The following is an 18,011-nucleotide window of genomic DNA, read 5'->3' on the forward strand; positions in this document are numbered from 1 at the left end:
TGCAACAGGCCCTAGCCGTCGATACGCGCGATCAGGGGAAGATGATCCGAAGCTGTTCTCGCCAGTGGCGTTGCATGCACATCGACGTGTACCAGCCGTCGGCGCGGGCTGATCCAGATGCGGTCCAGCGCGAATACCGGCCAGGGCGCCGGAAATGTCGCCGGCGCGGGCGCTTCCTCGAAATGACGATGCAGCATGCGCAGCGGCCTTCCCCAGGTCAGCCATTCGTTGATGTCGCCCATCAGGATCATCGCCATCTGATTGGTGCCGAAAGCGTGCAGCAAGGTGCGTATCTGCGCGCGGCGCTCGCCGGGGCGCAGGCCGAGATGGGTGGCAACCACGCGTAGCGGATGACCGTGGCAATCGATATCTGCATCCAGCGCGCCACGCGGTTCGCAACGGCCGAAGGCGAGATTGATATTGCGTGTGGCGATGATGGGATAGCGGCTGAGAACCGCATTTCCAAAGCGGCGTTGCGGATTGCAATGGGTCGGGCCCTCCACCGCGTTGTAACCGGTCGCCATTTGCAGCACCTCCAGGACATCCGGCCAATCGCTGCCGCCGAGCGGCACTTCCTGCAATGCAATGATGTCAGCGTGCATTTCCTCCAGTACCTCGCCTACGCGGTCGGGGACAAAGCGGCCATCCATCCCGATGGCACTGTGGATGTTATACGTGGCAACGGTGACCGGCCAGGGAGTAAAGTCCGGGGTCATGCCCTCTTCGGCAGGACTCAGCAGATTGGCGTCGTTCAGATTCATTATGTTTGGGCGTTGCTCCTGCGCTCGAACAGGCGTTGCAACCCAACCGCCGTGCCAATCAACAGCACTGCCACGCCAGCCAGTACGGCAATCGCTTCGGGGCTCGGATTGCGTACTGCCTCGGCGAGGTGGTGGGCGAAAGTCACGGTGATAATGATGCCAGGCGCCATGCCCAGGGCGGTTCCGATCAGGTAATCGCGGAAACGTATCTGCAATGCGCCGGCCAGCACATTGACCATGGTAAATGGCGCCACCGGCAGCAGGCGCGTGATCACCATCGCGACGATGCCTTGCCTGGAGAGACGGCGGCTAATGCGGCTCACGCGCGCTCCGATGAAACGATGCACGCCATCCCTGCCCAGCCAGCGACCGACGCCGTAGCTTATGACCGCGCTCAACAGCGTGCCTCCGGCGGCATAGAAGCCGCCCGTCAGCGGCCCGAACACGATGCCGGTCACGCCTATCAGCAGCATCACAGGCACCATCAGCATTCCGGCAACGACGTAACCCAGGATCACCGCCAGCGGGGTGAATGGCAAGGCGTCCAGACTGCGTGCCAATTTGATCAGCGCAGCCAGGTTGACTGCTTCACCCAACGGCGTAGAGCGCCACGCGACGGCCAGCAACGCCAGCGCAACCGCGGTTACTCCCAACACGATCATGCGGCGCGGCACCGGTTTATGGTCATCCCTGGGAACGAATTGCTCGATCAGCGCATCCGGATCGATAGGTTTTTCGGGATCCAATACTGCCTGATCCGGAATCAGCGCATCCAGCTCGGGCGTGGCTTCGGGCTCAAGCACGCGCAATGATCTGGCGGAACCCTGCAAGGCCGCAACCGTTTCATGCAGGCTTTGGCGCCGCTGAAGTTCCGCATCCACCTGTTCCGGTTTAACGTCGAGATGCTCGGCCATCAGCCGGCTGCGCAGGTGCGCGATCGCACCGCGGATTTCGTCCCGCCTGCTGCCATGCGCTTCAATGACCAGCTTGCATTCGGTATCCAACGCCATCGAGCGATTGCTGAGATTGGCCGAACCGACACCGAGAACGTCGTCGTCCACCGTGAAAACCTTGCTGTGCACATTCAGGCAGTTATCGCCGTTCAGGCCGGGAAGCTCTGCGCAATACATCCGGTAGCGCCCCCGTGCATCGGCCTGTTTCAGGCGGCGATGCACGCGTGCCCGCAATACCCCCATGGTGGATTGTTCCAGCCAGCCACTCTGGATTCTTGGCATGACGATCATGACTTCCGGCGCGTCATCCTCGATCAGGCGCGCCGCCAGGGCGTTGCATATCAGATCGGAAGTAAAATACTGATTCTCGAAAAAAAGCCTCTGCCGCGCAGCGGCGATGGCATCGAGATGCAGCTGGCGCACCTCGTACACGCCCTCGCGCCCGTTATAGGCCGGCTCGGTGCGCGCAATGCCAACTTCAATGTCGATGATGTCGGGGGCAATGTCTTCAGGCCATAAATCGGCCGCCGTGTTCACCGACGCAGCCTTGGGCTCCTGGCCTGTCGCACGCTCCCAGCGCTGGCGTGCCAGTTCGCCAAGCGCACGCGCCGCGTCACCGTCAATCATGGCCTGCACATCGTGGAAAGGCCCGTAAGGCTTGCCGTCGCTACTGCGGCGCAAGGGCGAATCGCAGGCATGCTCGGGGGTATCCCAGCGGCAACGCGTGATATCCAGCCCTCCCGCAAATGCCAGCGCATCGTCGATAACCACGACTTTTTGGTGATGCGAAGCTCCCACCGGATGTTTCTCATCCATATGAAACATCAATCGCCGATGATGTCCACGCCAGCCCAGTCTGGTCACCGGCCATTTGCGCTCCAGCGCAAACAGCATCGCAAAATCCCAGTTCAGCACATGAATGTGCAGGTCGGGGCGGGCATCTGCGACCGCATACAGAAAATTTCCCAGTTGCTCCGGATAGCCGTCGTTCGCGCCTTGCGGCACCAGCCGTATCTGACTGTCGATATCCCAACCCAGAATGAAAACGCTATGCCTGGCCTTGAGAATGGCTTGCCGCAACGTCCGAAAATAAATCTCGGCATCGACCAGCATGCTGAAACGCCGAGCATGCTCGATACGCCAGCAATTGCGACCAGGCTGCAAAAGGCGGGAGGGCTGATGCGCAGATGTATGGCTGAGAGACATGATCGGGCGCCAGAAAGGAACTTTTGTTCGACGCTCGAATGCCGCGATGGTTTCTGAAGGATATTAGGCAAATGAATTAAAAAAGGCCTGAAGTCAGGCCTTTTTGATTTTATAAAGCTGAAAATTTTACGGTCTACTCTTCCGACTCCGGCGTTGCCGTAATCTTGTGAATGGACAAGTCAGCGCCGTTGAATTCATCTTCTGCATCGAGGCGGATTCCAAAAATAGCTTTCAACAACCCATAAACGGTAAAACCCGCTATCAGGGCAATGCCCACACCGCCCAATGTGCCCAGCACCTGGGACATAAAACTGACGCCACCCATGCCTCCCAGTGCCTTGGCACCGAAAATGCCGGCGGCGATGCCGCCCCAGGCGCCGCACAAGCCATGCAGCGGCCAGACGCCGAGAACGTCGTCGATTTTCCAGCGATTTTGCGTGAGCGTGAATGCCCAGACGAACAATCCACCGGCAACCGCTCCGGTAGCCAGCGCGCCCAGCGGGTGCATGACATCGGAGCCGGCGCAAACTGCAACCAGGCCGGCCAATGGACCGTTATGAACGAAGCCGGGGTCGTTCTTGCCGCAAAGCAGCGCCGCCAGCGTACCGCCTGCCAGCGCCATCAGCGAATTCATCGCGACCAGGCCGGTGACGGCCTGCAGGGTTTGCGCAGACATGACGTTGAAGCCGAACCAGCCAACCGTGAGTATCCACGCCCCCAGCGCCAGGAAAGGAATGTTGGAGGGCGGGAAGGCGTGCAGGCGCCCATCCTTGCCGTAACGGCCATTACGCGCGCCCAGCAGAATAACGGCTCCGAAGGCTATCCAGCCGCCCATCGCATGGACGACCACGGAGCCGGCGAAGTCATGGAATTTTGCCCCGAAGCTGGCATTCAGCCAGTCCTGGATACCGAAATGGCCGTTCCAGGCAATGCCTTCGAAAAACGGATATACCACACCCACCAGCGCAAAAGTAGCGGCGATTTGCGGGTTGAATTTCGCACGCTCGGCAATGCCACCGGAAATAATGGCGGGAATTGCTGCAGCGAAAGTCAGCAGGAAGAAGAACTTGACCAGCTCATAGCCGTTCTTGGCCGCCAATACTTCCGCGCCCTGCAGAAAGCCGACGCCATAGGCGATGCCGTAGCCAATGAAGAAATAGGCGATGGTGGAAACCGAAAAATCCACCATGATCTTGACCAACGCGTTGACCTGATTCTTGCGTCGTACCGTTCCTACTTCCAGGAATGCGAACCCCGCGTGCATCGCAAGCACCATAATGGCGCCTAACAATACGAACAAAACGTCATTTGCCGATTGCAATGTCTCCATAACCCCTCCATTGATAAATTCAAGACGGCTAAAAATAGCAAATTTCGAGCCAAATCCTCAAGTTATTGTTTAGGAAAACAATTCTGTAAATCAAAAACGGTATTACGCACCAATTTTGTGCCATGCAGTGTGCATTGCATTATTTTGGTGCCTTTTGGCGCATTCTTTACATTCCGGATCGAATGTTCCATCCTCTTTGGCATCTCACAGACGAGTAAACGCAATGTTTGAATCCGCCGAGCTTGGGCATCAGATCGACAAGGAAACTTACCGGCAGGAAGTCCCCACCTTGCGCGAAGCACTTCTTGAAGCGCAACTCGACTTGCTTGAATCGCGAAAATTTCCAGTCGTTATCCTGATAGGAGGTGTAGATGGCGCCGGCAAGGGCGAGACCGTCAACAAGATCAACGAGTGGATGGACCCGCGGCATATCGATACCTATGCGTTCGGGCCGGCGTCCGACGAAGAGGCGGAGCGGCCGCGCATGTGGCGCTACTGGCGCACCCTGCCGCCCAAGGGAAAAATCGGCATTTATTTCGGATCATGGTATAGCGACCCCATCGCCAGGCGCGTATATGGCGAGAGCAAGAACGAAGCACTGGTCGAGGCCATGGATGAAATTGTCCGGTTCGAAAAAATGCTGATCGACGAAGGCACACTTGTGCTCAAGTTCTGGTTTCATCTATCCAGGGATAAGCAGAAAGCGCGGATAGACAAGCTGAAAAGCGATTCGATGACACGCTGGCGAATCTCCGATCGGGACAAAAAACACTACAAGCTATATGACAAATTCAAATCGGTGTCCGAGCAAATGCTGCGGGAAACCAGCACTGCCGGCGCGCCCTGGATCATCGTCGAAGGTTTCGATGCGAACTACCGTAACCTGACCGTCGGCAAGCACATCCTGCAGGCAATCCGCGACCGTCTCGATAGCGCTCAGGCATCGCCACATGAGTTGAATACTCCGCCCTTGATGGCATCCGCCGATAATACCAACGTCCTCTCGAATCTCGATTTATCGCATAAGCTTGAAGACAAGAAGTACGGCGAAAAACTGGAACGCTACCAGGGCAAGCTGAACGAGCTCTCGCGCGACCCGAAATTCGGCAAGCTGTCGGTCATATGCGTTTTCGAAGGCCCTGACGCGGCGGGCAAGGGTGGATGCATACGCCACGTCACGCAGGCGGTGGACGCTCGTCTGTTTCATGTCATTCCCATCGCCGCGCCCACCGAGGAAGAACGTGCCCAGCCTTATCTGTGGCGTTTCTGGCGCCGCATCCCCCGACACGGGAGCCTGACGATATTCGACCGCTCCTGGTATGGGCGTGTTTTGGTCGAGCGTATCGAAGGCTTTTGCAGCGAATATGACTGGATGCGCGCCTATGGCGAAATCAATGACTTCGAGGAGCAGCTCAGCCTTCATAATTTCGTTGTCGTGAAATTCTGGCTGCAAATCAGCAAGGACGAGCAATTGCGGCGCTTCGATGAGCGCCAGAACACGCCTTACAAACGATTCAAGATTACCGAGGAAGACTGGCGCAATCGCGACAAGTGGGAGGCATACGAAACGGCAGTGTGCGACATGATAGACCGGACCAGCACGGACCACGTGCCCTGGACGCTGGTCGAGGCCAACGACAAGAACTACGCGCGCATCAAGGTATTGAAAACCTTGTGCGCACGAATCGAAAAGGCGATTTAGGTTTCTTCCTGCTGCGCATCCAGCACGAGATGGCTGGCAGCCTCAGGATCGCCTATCCAGAAATAGTAGAATTCCTGCACGACGATCTGGAACAACAGGCGCATTTCCTTCATGGCAAACAAGGGAAGCGTGGAATCGACGGCTTTACGGTAGAGGCCCGCCTCTTTTGCCGATGCTCCGCGCAAACGCACAAGCAGGAGTTTTACCAGCTTGCTGCGCGTTTCCACCACGGATTTCTCGGCTCCCTCGTCGCGCAAAGCGGAAGCATATGCTTTCAATGGCCATGTTTCGGCCAGCTCGAATTTTTCCTGATCTATGCTTTTCCAGAGCGTTCGCAAATCTTCCAATGGGACGTGGTCGTGCAGGTTTGCGATATCGTACCCGCCTCCGGAATGCATGGCCGCAATCGCCTTGATATCGCTGGCCCAGAAATAATAGTATTCGCGCGCCACCGTGAGAAACGCCGGCCAGGCCGTTCTGTCCAGCAAATCCAGTACACACTCGATCTGATCGCGAAAAGCATTGCCGTCCATTGGCTGATGTTCGAGCAACGGCAATAGCTTCATTAGCAATGTTCTACGCTGCGCCAGATTCTCGGCGCTTGCGCCCTTGCTTTCCAGAAAACGCAAATAAGCGTTGAAAGCGTCCTGCTCCCGGTTATTTTTTGTCATGTTCAGAATGCCGCCGGATAACTCGCATCGGATGCGATTTTCATCATTGTCATGATTGCCGTCTCTATCATCGAACTGAATATAGGCAGCAAATAACTTACCGAAAGCGAGATTACCACGAAGCCCACCGCCAGCGTCAGCGGAAAACCCACGGCAAAAATATTCAGTTGCGGCGCCGCGCGCGTCAGGATTGCCAACGCCACGTTCACCATCATCAATACCGCGATAACCGGCAGGGCGATCATCACACCCCCGCGGAAGATTTCTCCACCCCACAACGCCAATGTCCGCCAGCCCTCGTTAGCGAGGGGATGCAAGCCTATCGGCAATACCTGAAAGCTTTCGACCAGTGCCGTAATAACCAGCAAATGGCCATTGATGGCAAGAAACAGCAGCATGGCGACGATACCCAGGAATTGCCCCATGACGGGGACTTGCGCCGAATTTTGCGGATCGAAAAAGGTCGCAAACCCCAAGCCCATCTGCAGGCCCATGATGTGGCCGGCCATTTCAATTGCCGAGAAAATGACGCGAATCGCCAGCCCCATGGCAAAGCCGATCATCAATTGCTGCGCCACAATGAACAGCCCTTGGCCGGATGCGGGCGGTACCTGAGGCAAGGGGCCAACCAGCGGAGCGACAAGAACGGTCAACAGAAAGGCAAATCCGATTTTGGTGGCGGCCGGGATGCCGCGCGCGCCAAAAAACGGGGCTGTGGCAACCAGGGCAAGAATGCGAAAGAAAGGCCAGAAGAACGCCGCAATCCAGACGTCCACTTGCGCAGAGGTGAAGCTAATCACTTCCCCTCCCGCTTCTATCCGATCATGCCCGGAATACTGATAAATAGCCGGCGCATGTAATCGAGCATCATGTTCAACATCCAGGGTCCGGCCAGGATCAGCACGAGCACCAGCACCAGCAGCTTGGGAATGAAGGACAAGGTCATTTCGTTGATTTGTGTAGCCGCCTGAAACAGACTCACCAGCAAGCCCGTCGCCAATGCCGCACCGAGCAATGGCGCCGATACCAGCACGGTCATTTCCAGGGCTTGCTGCGTTAGCGTTAGAACGGTTTCAGGAGTCATCCGCGCCTCGCACTACACATAAAAGCTTTGCACCAGCGAACCTATCAGCAGACTCCATCCATCCACCAGTACGAAGAGCATCAGCTTGAACGGGAAGGATATCGTCACCGGTGACAGCATCATCATACCCATGGACATCAGCACGCTTGCAACGACCATGTCGATGATCAGGAAAGGAATGAATATCACGAAACCGATCTGAAAGGCGGTCTTGAGTTCGCTGATCACGTATGCAGGCACCAGCACCTTGAGCGGCACAGCCTCCGGCCCTTGCAGCGGCGGTGTTTTGGATAGCTTCACGAACAAGGCAAGATCTTCCTGCCGCGTCTGTTGCAGCATGAACTCTTTCAACGGCCCGGAGCCTTTTTCCAGCGCCTGCATCACGTTCATCTGATCGGCAAGATAAGGCTGCAATGCCTCGTTATTGATCTTGTCGAACACCGGCGCCATGACGAAGAACGTCAAAAAAAGTGCAAGGCCAATCAAGACCTGGTTGGGCGGGGATTGCAAGGTACCGAGCGCTTGCCGCAGCAGCGAAAGCACGATAATGATGCGGGTAAAAGCCGTCATCATCAGCAATACCGCCGGCAGGAAAGTCAGCGACGTCAGCAGGATCAGCGTTTGCAGGCTGAGCGAATAGCTTTGCCCGCCACCCGGAGCGGGTGTACTGGTAAACGCCGGGATGCCGGTCTCCGCAACAGCGACCATCGGCACCAGCAGCAAAAGCAATGCCAACCAGAAACTTCGCGACCTCACGCCCGCCCTCGCTGGTTGAGCATTTCTTTCAGGCGCAAATAAAACGATTCCGCCGACATTTCCGGCGAGGAAGCCACGGCTTCGCCCTCCGGTCGAGGCATTTGATGAAGCGTGGAAATATGTCCCGGAGCAACCCCTAGCACCAGACGGGTATCACCCACATCCACCAGCACGACACGCTCCTTGGGGCCGACTGCCACACCGCCAACCACGCGCAACGCGCCTGACGCCGCCACTTGCCCCGGCGCCAGCTTTCGCAGCAGCCAGGCAGTTCCTGCAATGGCGGCCAGTACCATGCCCAGCCCGAACAACACCTGCAGCAGACTGAGAAAAGAAGTCGTAGCGACCGGCGGAGATGCGGGTTCCGCAGCAGCCGACATAAGAGGTGAAGCTAAAAGCAGAAACAGACAGGCAAGCTGTGCCCTATCGCACGAGAACCGCGTGGATAAAGCCAGACTCATCGGAGTTTTTTGATTCGTTCTGAGGGAGTAATAATGTCGGTCAAGCGAATGCCGAACTTTTCGTTCACCACCACGACTTCGCCCTGGGCGACCAGGCACCCATTCACGAATACGTCGAGAGGTTCGCCGGCAAGTTCATTCAACTCGACGACCGAGCCTTGCGCGAGTTGCAAAAGATTGCGGATTGGCATTTTGGTGCGGCCAAGCTCAACGGTAAGCTGGATAGGAATATCCATCACCAGCTCGAGATTCTTGGTCGCTTCCGGGGAAAGGCCTGAAATATCGGGATTGAGGTTGCCGAACACGGCCGGCTTGACGTCATCGGCAGGGCTGCTGGCAGGCTGCTCGGACGCTTCCGCTTCAGCTTGCTCGGCCATCGCTGCCGCCCAATCGTCGGCGGTAAACTGCTCGTTGGCGCTGGCGTCTTCTTCTGCCATCTAACCTACCCCAAGAAAAATTGCGTGCGCGAGATGCGCTGAAACAATCGGCTACCCTGCCAGACTTTCAGCCGCGAGAAACTTTTTGACCTTGAGCGCATACTGGCCGTTGTGCACTCCATATCCGCACTCCAGAACCGGAACCCCCTCGACATGCGCGGTAATCGAGTCTGGAATATCCAGCGATATCACATCGCCGATCTTCATTTCCAGCAATTCGCGCACCGTCAATTCAGCTTCCGTCAGGTTGGCAACCAGCTTTACTTCGGTCGACTGCACCTGGCTGCTCAGGAAATTGACCCAGCGTTCGTCAACCTCCATGCGATCGCCATGCATGTCTTCATACAACTGGTCGCGGATCGGTTCAATCATAGCATAGGGCATGCATACGTGAAAATCGCCGCCGACCGGCCCGATCTCGATATTGAATGTGGTTACCACAACCACTTCGCTCGGCGTGGCGATGTTCGCGAACTGCGTATTCATTTCCGAACGGATGTAATCGAACTTGATCGGATGGACGGGCGCCCAGGCTTTTTCCAGCTCGTCAGTCGCCACGCCCAGGAGATTGCGGATGATACGCTGCTCCGTCTGGGTGAAATCCCGCCCTTCGACACGCGTGTGATACCGGCCATCGCCGCCAAAGAGATTATCGATGACCATGAACACCAGATTCGGGTCGAAAATCATCAGCGCCGTGCCGCGCAAGGGTTTGACATGCATCAGGTTGAGATTGGTGGGAACCACCAGATTGCGGACAAACTCTGCATACTTCAATAACTTTACCGGGCCGACCGAAATTTCGGCCGTGCGGCGGGTGAAGTTGAATAAACCGATACGCAGATTACGAGCAAACCGTTCGTTAATGACTTCCATCGTGGGCATGCGGCCCCGCACGATGCGATCCTGGCTTGCGAGATTGTAGCTTTGAACGCCGACAGCTTCTCCTGCGTGCACATCTTCGGCCGCATCGGATTCGCCGCTTACCCCTTTCAGCAGGGCATCGACCTCTTCCTGTGACAGGATATCGTCAGACATATCTCAATTTTGTTTGCTCGAATTCAACCCGCATTACTGCACGATGAAGGAAGCCGGCAAGATCACTTCCTTCACACCCCGTTTGGCAACCTCGCCAGGACGAATTTCCAATGTTTCGTTTACGACTTTCTTCAGATCGTCCTTAAGCTTCACATCGCTTCCTGGCGCCAGCATCTCCGCCATGGTCTTGGTGCGCAGCAAGCTGCTGATACGGTCGCTCAATTTGGACTTTTTCTCTTCAACGAGCTTGGCCGTTTCCTCATTGGCTACCTCCAGCTCAAGCTTTGGAACCTGCAGGTAATGGGCGGAACCATCCTCAGCTTGAATATTGACCGTAAACTTTTCCTCAAAAGGTACCAGAACGGTCTTGGCATGCTCTACTTCCGCATGCACGGCCTCCTCCTTGTCTTTCCCCTTCTTGCCTTTACCCCCGAGTAGCAGGAAAGCTGCGGCTCCGCCCGCTATCGCCAATGCCAGCACTGCGATGATGATAATCAACAGTTTTTTGCTTTTACGCGGAGGAACAACCTCCGCCGCCACTTCTTCCTTGGCCATTACCGCTCCATCTGATTTACGCTAAATAGACGGACTAAACCCATCCTCTATCACTCAAGCGGTTTATAACCTTAACTTCCATAAAAAACAAGTGGTTTTGCCATATTATTTATGCGGTTTGTCAGACCATTCGGACGACATGCGCAACATAAAAACAAAAGGCGCCCCCAGGGCGCCAGAAAGATGCGGCAATCATCCGCACAAAGCCATCGATGCTCAGGCGAAAAAATCGACCATGCCATTACGTTCAAGGGAGGTAACGGCTGCCGGCAACATCGAAGTAAAATCGTTGTCAGACTCTTGCTCCCATCTTCGGGATGAATGGCTGGCCTGCTGTTCTCCTTGCTGTTGCTGCTGTGAAGCCAAGCCGACATTGACCGAAACGTTTCCAAGATTGATACCGCTTTCGCCAAACATTTCGCGCAATCGCGGCATCGCCGCTTCGAGGGCCTCCTTGACGGGCATGTGCTGGGTATTGAATGTCAGTGTCGCCTGGCCGTCGCTCATGCTGAGTTTAATTTCCAGGGGCCCCAATGAAGGAGGATTAAGCCGGAGTTCCGCTCCTTGATGCTGCTGGCCCACCATCCACATCACACGATCGCCGAGCGCATCGCTCCAGGCCGCGCTCGCTACCGGTTGTGGAATCGCACCGGAGACAGGGGATGTGGGGGATGCAGCGGCTGGCTTCGCATGCATCGCCGGCCGCACTGACTGCTCAGCCAGCGCCTCCGAAGAAGCGGAAAATACCGATTGCGGTTCCATATCGGCAAAAGATGCCGAATTCCCGGCAACCGATTGCCGCCCCGCCATGACTTCTTCAGTAATATTCGCCGCCAGTGCCTGGCCTCGAACGGCACCGATTACTTGCCCGGAAGCCGATAAGGTCGGGAGTTCTTCCGCGGAAGGCTCGGCAGCAACCGGGACGGCAGGAACAACAGGCATCCCCATCACACCCTGCGGCAATTGCACGAGGGTATCCGAAAACCCCGCGTCCGCGCTTATCTCCCGAGTCGAATCAATATCTAAAAGACCTTCCACATCAATGACTTCCCCGGACTTCCCCAACTGCCCCTCAGCGGAAATACCCAGTTGTTGCGCAAGCATTGCGGCAAAGAATATTGGCGTATCTGCCTGACCGGGAAGGCCGGTCAATGTAGCGTCGACAGCGGAAGTTTCGCCTGGAGACAACATCTGTGCGGAAAGCTGTGTCGGAAGGATTACTGCGGCCATTATGCACCTGTGTATGGAATTTACACAGGGAATAAGCAACTACCGTTCCAACTGAAAAATCGAAGCAGATTATTCTGGAGTATCGCTGTTGCGGCGATGCAGATTACGGGCAAACTCATCCTGCAACCGCTGATCCAGCCGCTCTTCGGACTTTCGTTCCGCCTCGTCATGGCGTTGGCGCAACGTCTGATATGCCTTGACTTCGCGCTCGCGCGCCTGCCATTCTTCTTGCCCCTTGTGCCAGCGCATGCGGCAGCGCTCGACCTCTTCGGCCTGGGCGCGTATCGCCAACTCCAGCTTCAGTATGAAAGCCTGGAAATCCCGGAGTTGCGAAATGGAAAATCCGGTTTGTGCCTGCTGATGCAAACGCTGGTTGTATTCGTCGAGGAATCCCTGCAATTGGTGCAGTTTGTTTTCGGAATCCTGCCACGCCTGCTTGAGTCGAGCTAGCGCCTGCGCAGCCGCCTGACTGCGATCCTCCGCCAGATTGATCAATGGCTGCAAATGAAAAGGCTTGGCCATGGATTATTCCTCTTTAACGCGTCAAGGCATCCCCAGTAATGTTGCCAGCTCATGGCGGCTATCCGCAACGCCAACCCGCTCTTCGACCGGCTGGCGCAAAAAGGCTTCCAGATGCGGATACAGCATGATCGCTTCGTCTAATTGCGGATCGGTGCCGCGCACATAAGCGCCGACATTGATCAGGTCGCGGCTGCGCTGATAGCGGGAATACAACGATTTGAAGCGCCGCACCAGGTCGAACTCCGTATTGGTAATCAACGAGTTCATCGCGCGACTGATGGAGGCCTCGATGTCAATTGCCGGGTAGTGGCCCTGATCGGCCAGATTACGCGATAGCACAATGTGGCCGTCGAGAATGGCGCGGGCGCTATCGGCGATAGGGTCCATCTGGTCGTCGCCCTCCGCCAGCACCGTATAAAAGGCGGTAATCGAGCCTCCGCCGCGAACACCGTTGCCGGCACGCTCGACCAATTGCGGCAGTTTGGCAAACACGGAGGGCGGATAGCCGCGAGTAGCGGGCGGCTCGCCGACAGCCAGCGCGATTTCACGCTGGGCCATCGCATAACGGGTCAGCGAATCCATGATCAGCAGCACATTCTTACCCTGATCGCGGAAATACTCGGCAACAGCCGTTGCATAAGCCGCGCCATGCAATCGCATCAGGGGCGGCGTATCGGCAGGCGCAGCCACCACGACGGAACGCGCCATACCCTCTTCGCCGAGAATCTGCTCGATGAACTCCTTGACCTCGCGGCCGCGCTCGCCGATGAGGCCGACCACGGTGATATCGGCATCGGTGTATCGGGCCATCATGCCCAGCAGCATGCTTTTACCGACACCGCTGCCGGCGAACAACCCCATCCGCTGTCCCCGCCCAACCGGCAACAAGGCATTGATCGCACGCACGCCGACATCCAGCGTTTCGCGGATCGGTTCACGCAACAAGGGATTGGCCGGACGGCTTTGCAGCGGGGCGCGATCGGCCAGTTGCAACGGCCCCAGCTGATCCAGCGGACGGCCGTTGCCATCCAGCACGCGGCCCAGCATTTGCGGCCCAACGGATATCTGCTTTACGCGGTCTTCCGACCGGCGACGCAAGACCTGCGGCCGGTGGCCGTGCTGAGGATGAGGAGCCGGCTCGGCCTCGACCAGTGAAACGCTCGCTCCGGGCACGACACCGTATACGTCCGCCTCCGGCATCAGGAGCAATTTATCGCCGGAAAAACCGACAACTTCCGCGTCGACGGTCTGACCGTTAGGGAGAGAGATGATGCAAACGCTGCCAACAGGAGCCTTGACGCCGACCGCCTCCAGGACCAGTCCGGCCACACGCGTCAGTTTTCCGGTCGCCTTCCAGGGAGAAGTATGCGTAATCGCTTCGCTGCAGTCGCTGAGGTAGTGGTTCCAGTTGTCGATCAGCTTGTTAGCGCGGGCCATCTTCGTCGAGCCAACTCATGTCTTTTCCGAGTGCAGCCGCCAGGCGCTCCCACCTATTCGCCAGCGTTGCATCGATCTCGGTGGCAGTAGTTTCGATGCGGCAGCCGCCGCGGGCGATGCGCTGATCCTCGACGACTTTCCAACCGCCCAGCGCAATTTCATTTTGCATGTAAGTCTTTACCAGCGCTGCATCCTCGGGGTGAAGATGCAGATGCGGGTGCTGGGAATGTTGCGGGATGCTTTCCATGACATTGCGTACGATGGGCAACAGCAGCTCCGGGCGCACCTTGAGCGACTGCCGCAAAATCTGCTTGGAAATTTCCAGGGAAAGATTCAGCAGCTCTTCGCTCGTGGATTTTCCGAACTGCTTGATGGCATCTTCCACCGAAGCAAGCAATTCCTTCATCTGCAGGAACTCCTCCTCGGCTTTCGCGACCCCCTGCTTGTAACCGGCTTCCTGGCCTTCGCTGTAGCCAAGGTCATAGCCTTCCTGATGCGCCTGGCGATGGATATCCTCCAACGCCTCAGCCGTGGGAAGCTTGACTCGCTGAACCTCGACATCCACCTCGTCCAGCGCTGCCGGTTCCCAGCGCTGGTAGTTTGTGCCGCTGTCGTGCTGCATAGTATCTTTCGCCACGATTAACCCCGGTTCGCGAACTGCCGGCCGGATGCCGGGTTAAACAAAACTTTCCTCGCCCTTGCCGCCGAGAACGATCTGGCCTTCGTCTGCCAGACGCCGCACGATCTTGAGAATCTCCTTCTGCTCGCCCTCCACTTCGCTGAGACGAACCGGCCCCTTGGCTTCGAGATCATCCCGCAACATTTCGGCCGCGCGCTGCGACATGTTCTTGAAGATTTTCTCGCGCATTTCCGGCGTGGCGCCCTTGAGAGCAACGATCAGGGACTCGGACTGAATCTCGCGCAACAGCAACTGGATACCGCGGTCGTCGATCTTGCCGATATCCTCGAACACAAACATTTCGTCCTGAATCCTCTGGGCCAGCTCCTCGTCGAACTCCTTGATGTTGCCGATAACGGTGCTCTCCACGGTTCCTCCCATGAAGTTGAGGATTTCCGCCGCCGCCTTGACGCCGCCCACCTTGGATTTCTTGATATGGTCCGAGCCGGACAACAGCTTGGTCAACACGTCGTTCAACTCTCGTAGCGCGTGCGGCTGCACGCCGTCGAGCGTCGCGATTCGCAGCATGACATCGTTGCGCAAACGCTCGGTGAACAGCTGGAGGATTTCGCTCGCCTGATCGTAATCGAGATGCACCAGTATTGTCGCAATGATCTGTGGGTGCTCGTTCTTGATCATTTCCGCAACGGAGGCGGAATCCATCCATTTCAGGCTTTCGATACCGCTGGTATCGCCGCCTTGCAGAATGCGGTCGATCAGATTGGTCGCCTTGTCGCCCAGGGCTTTGGTCAAAATACTGCGGATATAGTTATCCGACCCCACGCCCAGCGTCGTCCGTTCTTCCGCCTCTGCACGAAAATCGCGCAACGATACCTGGATTTGTTCACGGGTGATATTGTCCAGGCCCGCCATCGCCATGCCGATTTTCTGGACCTCCTTCGGACCCAGGTACTTCAGCACCTCGGCAGCCTCCTCCTCGCCAATGCTCATCAGGAGGATGGCGCTTTTAAGAACCCCGTCCTCACTCATTCCTTGTTCACCCAGTCCTTGACGACATTAGCAACGATCTTGGGTTCCTGCTTGGCCATATCCTTCACGAGTTGAAGGTCTTCCTCATACGAATGCGTTCTCTTGCCGATAGTTACGACCGCACCCTCTCCCTCCGCCGTCGCAAAAGGCTCCTGCATGGCGGGCCCCTCGGCACCTGCCGCCCTGGCGCTGCCGATCGCCGACAATTCCGTCAGCATGGGCTTGAGCACTCCCAGCACCAGATACATCAGCAGGCCGGCAATGACGAGATATTTCACGATCTCCTTGGCCAGCGCCTGCATCGCAGGGTCTTTCCAGATCGGCAAGGACGCCAGTTCCTCGCCTTCGGCAAGGTTGAATGGCGCATTCACCACATTCAAGGTATCGCCACGCGCCTGGTTGAAACCCATGGCCTCTTTCGCCAGGTTATAGACCTGCGCAAGCTCTTCCTTGGACAAGGCCTGATAAGTGACCTTGCCCTTCTTGTCCCTGATTGCCTTGTTATTGACCACGACCGCGACAGACAGCCGCTTGATGCTACCTACCGGCAGCTTCGTGTGGCTGATCGTCTTGTCCAGTTCGTAATTGGTCGTGGACTCCTTGTGAATGGGGCCTACCACAGCGGTATTGTTTGCCGCCGTTGCAGGTGTCCTTCCCCCTGCAGCATTGATAGGCGCTGTCGCGGCTCCCGGCGGCTGATTCGACAAAGCACCCGGGACGCCGCCCGCCGTTTGCCCGTCGCCGGCCGTTTCCGAAGTTTGCTGGCTACGGATACTGGACTGTTCCGGCGTGGGATTGGGTTTATAGGTTTCGGCCGTCTGCTCGGTAAATGAAAAATCCAGGTCGGCGGTCACCTGCGCCCGAATATTGCTGACCCCAGTGATCGGGCTAATAATGCTTTCGATGCGGCGCGTATAACTTTGTTCAACCTGATGAAGGTATTCCAGCTGGCTTGAATCCAAGCCGAGGACAGTACCCTTGTCACCATTTTGCGTCAGCATATTGCCGTTCTGGTCGATGACGGTCACATTGCCCGGCGGCATTTCCGGCACACTGCTGGAAACCAGATGAACGATACCCTCTACTTGAGCCTTGTCCAGCACACGCCCGGAGTAGAGACTGACCAGCACGGAGGCAGAGGGCTTCTGCTGCTCGCGTACAAAGACGGTGGGTTTGGGGATGGCAAGATGAACGCGCGCGCCCTGCACAGCCGAGATCGTTTCGATGGTGCGTGTGATTTCGCCTTCCAGCGCGCGCTGATAATTGATGTTTTCCTGAAACTGGGTGAGCCCGAATTTCTGGTTGTCCATCAATTCAAAGCCGACGGCACCGCCTTTGGGCAAGCCTTCGGAAGCAAGCTTCAGCCTTGCCTCGTACACCATCGCGGATGGCACAAGTATGGTGCCGCCTTCGCCCATCTTGTACGGGATATTCTGTTTCTGGAGGGATTCGATTACGGCGCCGCCGTCCCGGTCGCCCAGGTTGCCGTAAAGCACGCGGTAGTCCGGAGCCTGCGCCCACATGAGGGCACCGATAATAATGGCGATCACTGCCGCCACCGCCACCATCAGGCCGAATTTTCGCTGCGGCGGGAGTTGGTTAAACCCCCGCATCAACGCGCTGAATGATTGCCCAGAAGCTTCGGCCATATTTCTCTATCGATAGCTCAAATACCGTTGAGTATTTTGAATTGCGTTGGGCGCTATTGTAATGGAAATAGGGTGGAAATGCGCCGCGAATTGCAGCGCAGATAATAAGGAGGAAAAACGCGGAAAAAGCGGGCTTAAACCTGCATGTTCATGATGTCCTGATACGCGGTCACCAGCTTGTTGCGTACCTGCACCATGGTCTGGAACGAGAGATTGGCTTTTTGCAACGATACCATCACATCCTGGATGTTGGCATCCGGCTGCCCGAGCTGAAATGCCTGGGCCAGCTTGTCGGCATCCTGCTGGACGGCATTCACGCCTTCGACCGCGTCCTTGAGCATACCGGCAAAATCTGCCGCTCCGCCCTCCGCTGCCGGCGCACTTTTGCCAGCCGCAAGCGCAGAGGTGGCGCTCAGCTGACTGAGTAATTGATCGATGCCTTTGGTATCCATTGCTATCCTTGTGCCTGCATTGCCGGGCGGGAGCCTACCTGAAAAATGATTATATTCCCTGTGGAGCCAGGCTGCATATTATTCATATACATAGACAA

Annotated in this window: 19 protein-coding genes; 1 reads left to right on the forward strand and 18 read right to left on the reverse strand. The window is 56.8% G+C overall.

Features of this window, described 5'->3' with window-relative positions:
- Nucleotides 1-11: 11 nt before the first annotated feature.
- From A7976_RS03530 to A7976_RS03540, 3 genes are all read right to left on the reverse strand, one after another.
- The gene (locus tag A7976_RS03530) at nucleotides 12-761 is read right to left on the reverse strand and encodes an endonuclease/exonuclease/phosphatase family protein (RefSeq protein WP_082877958.1); all 750 of its coding nucleotides are present in this window, start codon (nucleotides 759-761) and stop codon (nucleotides 12-14) included.
- Nucleotides 761-2,920 carry a VTT domain-containing protein gene (locus tag A7976_RS03535; protein WP_067106944.1) on the reverse strand — a complete coding sequence of 720 codons (2,160 nt, stop codon included), beginning with the start codon at nucleotides 2,918-2,920 and terminating at the stop codon, nucleotides 761-763. Before A7976_RS03535 ends, A7976_RS03530 begins: the two co-directional genes overlap by 1 nt.
- A gap of 133 nt (nucleotides 2,921-3,053) precedes the next feature.
- Complete coding sequence (locus tag A7976_RS03540) at nucleotides 3,054-4,250, reverse strand: ammonium transporter (RefSeq protein ID WP_067106946.1); 1,197 nt, start codon at nucleotides 4,248-4,250, stop codon at nucleotides 3,054-3,056.
- 223 nt (nucleotides 4,251-4,473) lie between these two features.
- On the opposite strand from A7976_RS03540, the gene pap reads away from it, so the two are divergent.
- A complete protein-coding gene (gene pap / locus A7976_RS03545) occupies nucleotides 4,474-5,952 on the forward strand; it encodes a polyphosphate:AMP phosphotransferase (protein ID WP_067106949.1) in 1,479 nt (492 codons plus the stop codon).
- Here pap and A7976_RS03550 read toward each other — a convergent pair.
- From A7976_RS03550 to fliE, 15 genes are all read right to left on the reverse strand, one after another.
- Nucleotides 5,949-6,623, reverse strand: a complete 675-nt coding sequence (locus A7976_RS03550) for a hypothetical protein (RefSeq protein WP_067106952.1) — start codon at nucleotides 6,621-6,623, stop codon at nucleotides 5,949-5,951. The two genes, pap and A7976_RS03550, sit on opposite strands and share 4 nt — an antisense overlap.
- A gap of 2 nt (nucleotides 6,624-6,625) precedes the next feature.
- Nucleotides 6,626-7,423: a flagellar biosynthetic protein FliR gene (gene fliR, locus A7976_RS03555; RefSeq protein WP_067106955.1), complete on the reverse strand. Its 798-nt coding sequence runs from the start codon at nucleotides 7,421-7,423 to the stop codon at nucleotides 6,626-6,628.
- A gap of 14 nt (nucleotides 7,424-7,437) precedes the next feature.
- A complete protein-coding gene (gene fliQ / locus A7976_RS03560) occupies nucleotides 7,438-7,707 on the reverse strand; it encodes a flagellar biosynthesis protein FliQ (protein ID WP_067106958.1) in 270 nt (89 codons plus the stop codon).
- Nucleotides 7,708-7,719: 12 nt separating this feature from the next.
- Nucleotides 7,720-8,415, reverse strand: a complete 696-nt coding sequence (gene fliP, locus A7976_RS03565; protein WP_106403881.1) for a flagellar type III secretion system pore protein FliP — start codon at nucleotides 8,413-8,415, stop codon at nucleotides 7,720-7,722.
- A gap of 44 nt (nucleotides 8,416-8,459) precedes the next feature.
- The gene (fliO, locus tag A7976_RS03570; RefSeq protein WP_165601714.1) at nucleotides 8,460-8,843 is read right to left on the reverse strand and encodes a flagellar biosynthetic protein FliO; all 384 of its coding nucleotides are present in this window, start codon (nucleotides 8,841-8,843) and stop codon (nucleotides 8,460-8,462) included.
- Between the two features lie 77 nt (nucleotides 8,844-8,920).
- The gene (gene fliN / locus A7976_RS03575; RefSeq protein ID WP_067106967.1) at nucleotides 8,921-9,361 is read right to left on the reverse strand and encodes a flagellar motor switch protein FliN; all 441 of its coding nucleotides are present in this window, start codon (nucleotides 9,359-9,361) and stop codon (nucleotides 8,921-8,923) included.
- 51 nt (nucleotides 9,362-9,412) lie between these two features.
- Complete coding sequence (gene fliM, locus A7976_RS03580; protein ID WP_067106969.1) at nucleotides 9,413-10,399, reverse strand: flagellar motor switch protein FliM; 987 nt, start codon at nucleotides 10,397-10,399, stop codon at nucleotides 9,413-9,415.
- Between the two features lie 33 nt (nucleotides 10,400-10,432).
- Nucleotides 10,433-10,954 carry a flagellar basal body-associated protein FliL gene (fliL, locus tag A7976_RS03585; protein WP_067106971.1) on the reverse strand — a complete coding sequence of 174 codons (522 nt, stop codon included), beginning with the start codon at nucleotides 10,952-10,954 and terminating at the stop codon, nucleotides 10,433-10,435.
- Nucleotides 10,955-11,170: 216 nt separating this feature from the next.
- Entirely contained in the window at nucleotides 11,171-12,184 is a 1,014-nt protein-coding gene (locus A7976_RS03590) for a flagellar hook-length control protein FliK (protein WP_082877959.1), read from the reverse strand.
- A gap of 69 nt (nucleotides 12,185-12,253) precedes the next feature.
- Complete coding sequence (gene fliJ / locus A7976_RS03595; RefSeq protein ID WP_067106977.1) at nucleotides 12,254-12,706, reverse strand: flagellar export protein FliJ; 453 nt, start codon at nucleotides 12,704-12,706, stop codon at nucleotides 12,254-12,256.
- Between the two features lie 21 nt (nucleotides 12,707-12,727).
- Entirely contained in the window at nucleotides 12,728-14,143 is a 1,416-nt protein-coding gene (gene fliI, locus A7976_RS03600) for a flagellar protein export ATPase FliI (protein ID WP_067106979.1), read from the reverse strand.
- Nucleotides 14,130-14,780: a flagellar assembly protein FliH gene (locus A7976_RS03605; protein ID WP_131800991.1), complete on the reverse strand. Its 651-nt coding sequence runs from the start codon at nucleotides 14,778-14,780 to the stop codon at nucleotides 14,130-14,132. The genes fliI and A7976_RS03605 overlap by 14 nt, the downstream gene beginning before the upstream one ends.
- Before the next feature lie 39 nt (nucleotides 14,781-14,819).
- Nucleotides 14,820-15,812, reverse strand: coding sequence for a flagellar motor switch protein FliG (gene fliG / locus A7976_RS03610; protein ID WP_067106985.1), 993 nt, complete (start codon nucleotides 15,810-15,812; stop codon nucleotides 14,820-14,822).
- Nucleotides 15,809-17,461, reverse strand: coding sequence for a flagellar basal-body MS-ring/collar protein FliF (fliF, locus tag A7976_RS03615; RefSeq protein ID WP_067106988.1), 1,653 nt, complete (start codon nucleotides 17,459-17,461; stop codon nucleotides 15,809-15,811). Before fliF ends, fliG begins: the two co-directional genes overlap by 4 nt.
- 134 nt (nucleotides 17,462-17,595) lie before the next feature.
- A complete protein-coding gene (gene fliE, locus A7976_RS03620) occupies nucleotides 17,596-17,913 on the reverse strand; it encodes a flagellar hook-basal body complex protein FliE (RefSeq protein ID WP_067106991.1) in 318 nt (105 codons plus the stop codon).
- Between the last annotated feature and the right edge of the window lie 98 nt (nucleotides 17,914-18,011).

The organism is Methylobacillus sp. MM3, assembly GCF_001645185.1.
GTDB lineage: Bacteria > Pseudomonadota > Gammaproteobacteria > Burkholderiales > Methylophilaceae > MM2.

What these genes read in the sequence shown, in the direction of transcription:
- A7976_RS03530 (WP_082877958.1), bottom strand. Translation starts at nt 761, where the DNA reads ATGAATCTGAACGACGCCAATCTGCTGAGTCCTGCCGAAGAGGGCATG.
- A7976_RS03535 (WP_067106944.1), bottom strand. Translation starts at nt 2,920, where the DNA reads ATGTCTCTCAGCCATACATCTGCGCATCAGCCCTCCCGCCTTTTGCAG.
- A7976_RS03540 (WP_067106946.1), bottom strand. Translation starts at nt 4,250, where the DNA reads ATGGAGACATTGCAATCGGCAAATGACGTTTTGTTCGTATTGTTAGGC.
- pap (WP_067106949.1), top strand. Translation starts at nt 4,474, where the DNA reads ATGTTTGAATCCGCCGAGCTTGGGCATCAGATCGACAAGGAAACTTAC.
- A7976_RS03550 (WP_067106952.1), bottom strand. Translation starts at nt 6,623, where the DNA reads ATGACAAAAAATAACCGGGAGCAGGACGCTTTCAACGCTTATTTGCGT.
- fliQ (WP_067106958.1), bottom strand. Translation starts at nt 7,707, where the DNA reads ATGACTCCTGAAACCGTTCTAACGCTAACGCAGCAAGCCCTGGAAATG.
- fliP (WP_106403881.1), bottom strand. Translation starts at nt 8,415, where the DNA reads ATGGTCGCTGTTGCGGAGACCGGCATCCCGGCGTTTACCAGTACACCC.
- fliO (WP_165601714.1), bottom strand. Translation starts at nt 8,843, where the DNA reads ATGTCGGCTGCTGCGGAACCCGCATCTCCGCCGGTCGCTACGACTTCT.
- fliN (WP_067106967.1), bottom strand. Translation starts at nt 9,361, where the DNA reads ATGGCAGAAGAAGACGCCAGCGCCAACGAGCAGTTTACCGCCGACGAT.
- fliM (WP_067106969.1), bottom strand. Translation starts at nt 10,399, where the DNA reads ATGTCTGACGATATCCTGTCACAGGAAGAGGTCGATGCCCTGCTGAAA.
- fliL (WP_067106971.1), bottom strand. Translation starts at nt 10,954, where the DNA reads ATGGCCAAGGAAGAAGTGGCGGCGGAGGTTGTTCCTCCGCGTAAAAGC.
- A7976_RS03590 (WP_082877959.1), bottom strand. Translation starts at nt 12,184, where the DNA reads ATGGCCGCAGTAATCCTTCCGACACAGCTTTCCGCACAGATGTTGTCT.
- fliJ (WP_067106977.1), bottom strand. Translation starts at nt 12,706, where the DNA reads ATGGCCAAGCCTTTTCATTTGCAGCCATTGATCAATCTGGCGGAGGAT.
- fliI (WP_067106979.1), bottom strand. Translation starts at nt 14,143, where the DNA reads ATGGCCCGCGCTAACAAGCTGATCGACAACTGGAACCACTACCTCAGC.
- fliG (WP_067106985.1), bottom strand. Translation starts at nt 15,812, where the DNA reads ATGAGTGAGGACGGGGTTCTTAAAAGCGCCATCCTCCTGATGAGCATT.
- fliF (WP_067106988.1), bottom strand. Translation starts at nt 17,461, where the DNA reads ATGGCCGAAGCTTCTGGGCAATCATTCAGCGCGTTGATGCGGGGGTTT.
- fliE (WP_067106991.1), bottom strand. Translation starts at nt 17,913, where the DNA reads ATGGATACCAAAGGCATCGATCAATTACTCAGTCAGCTGAGCGCCACC.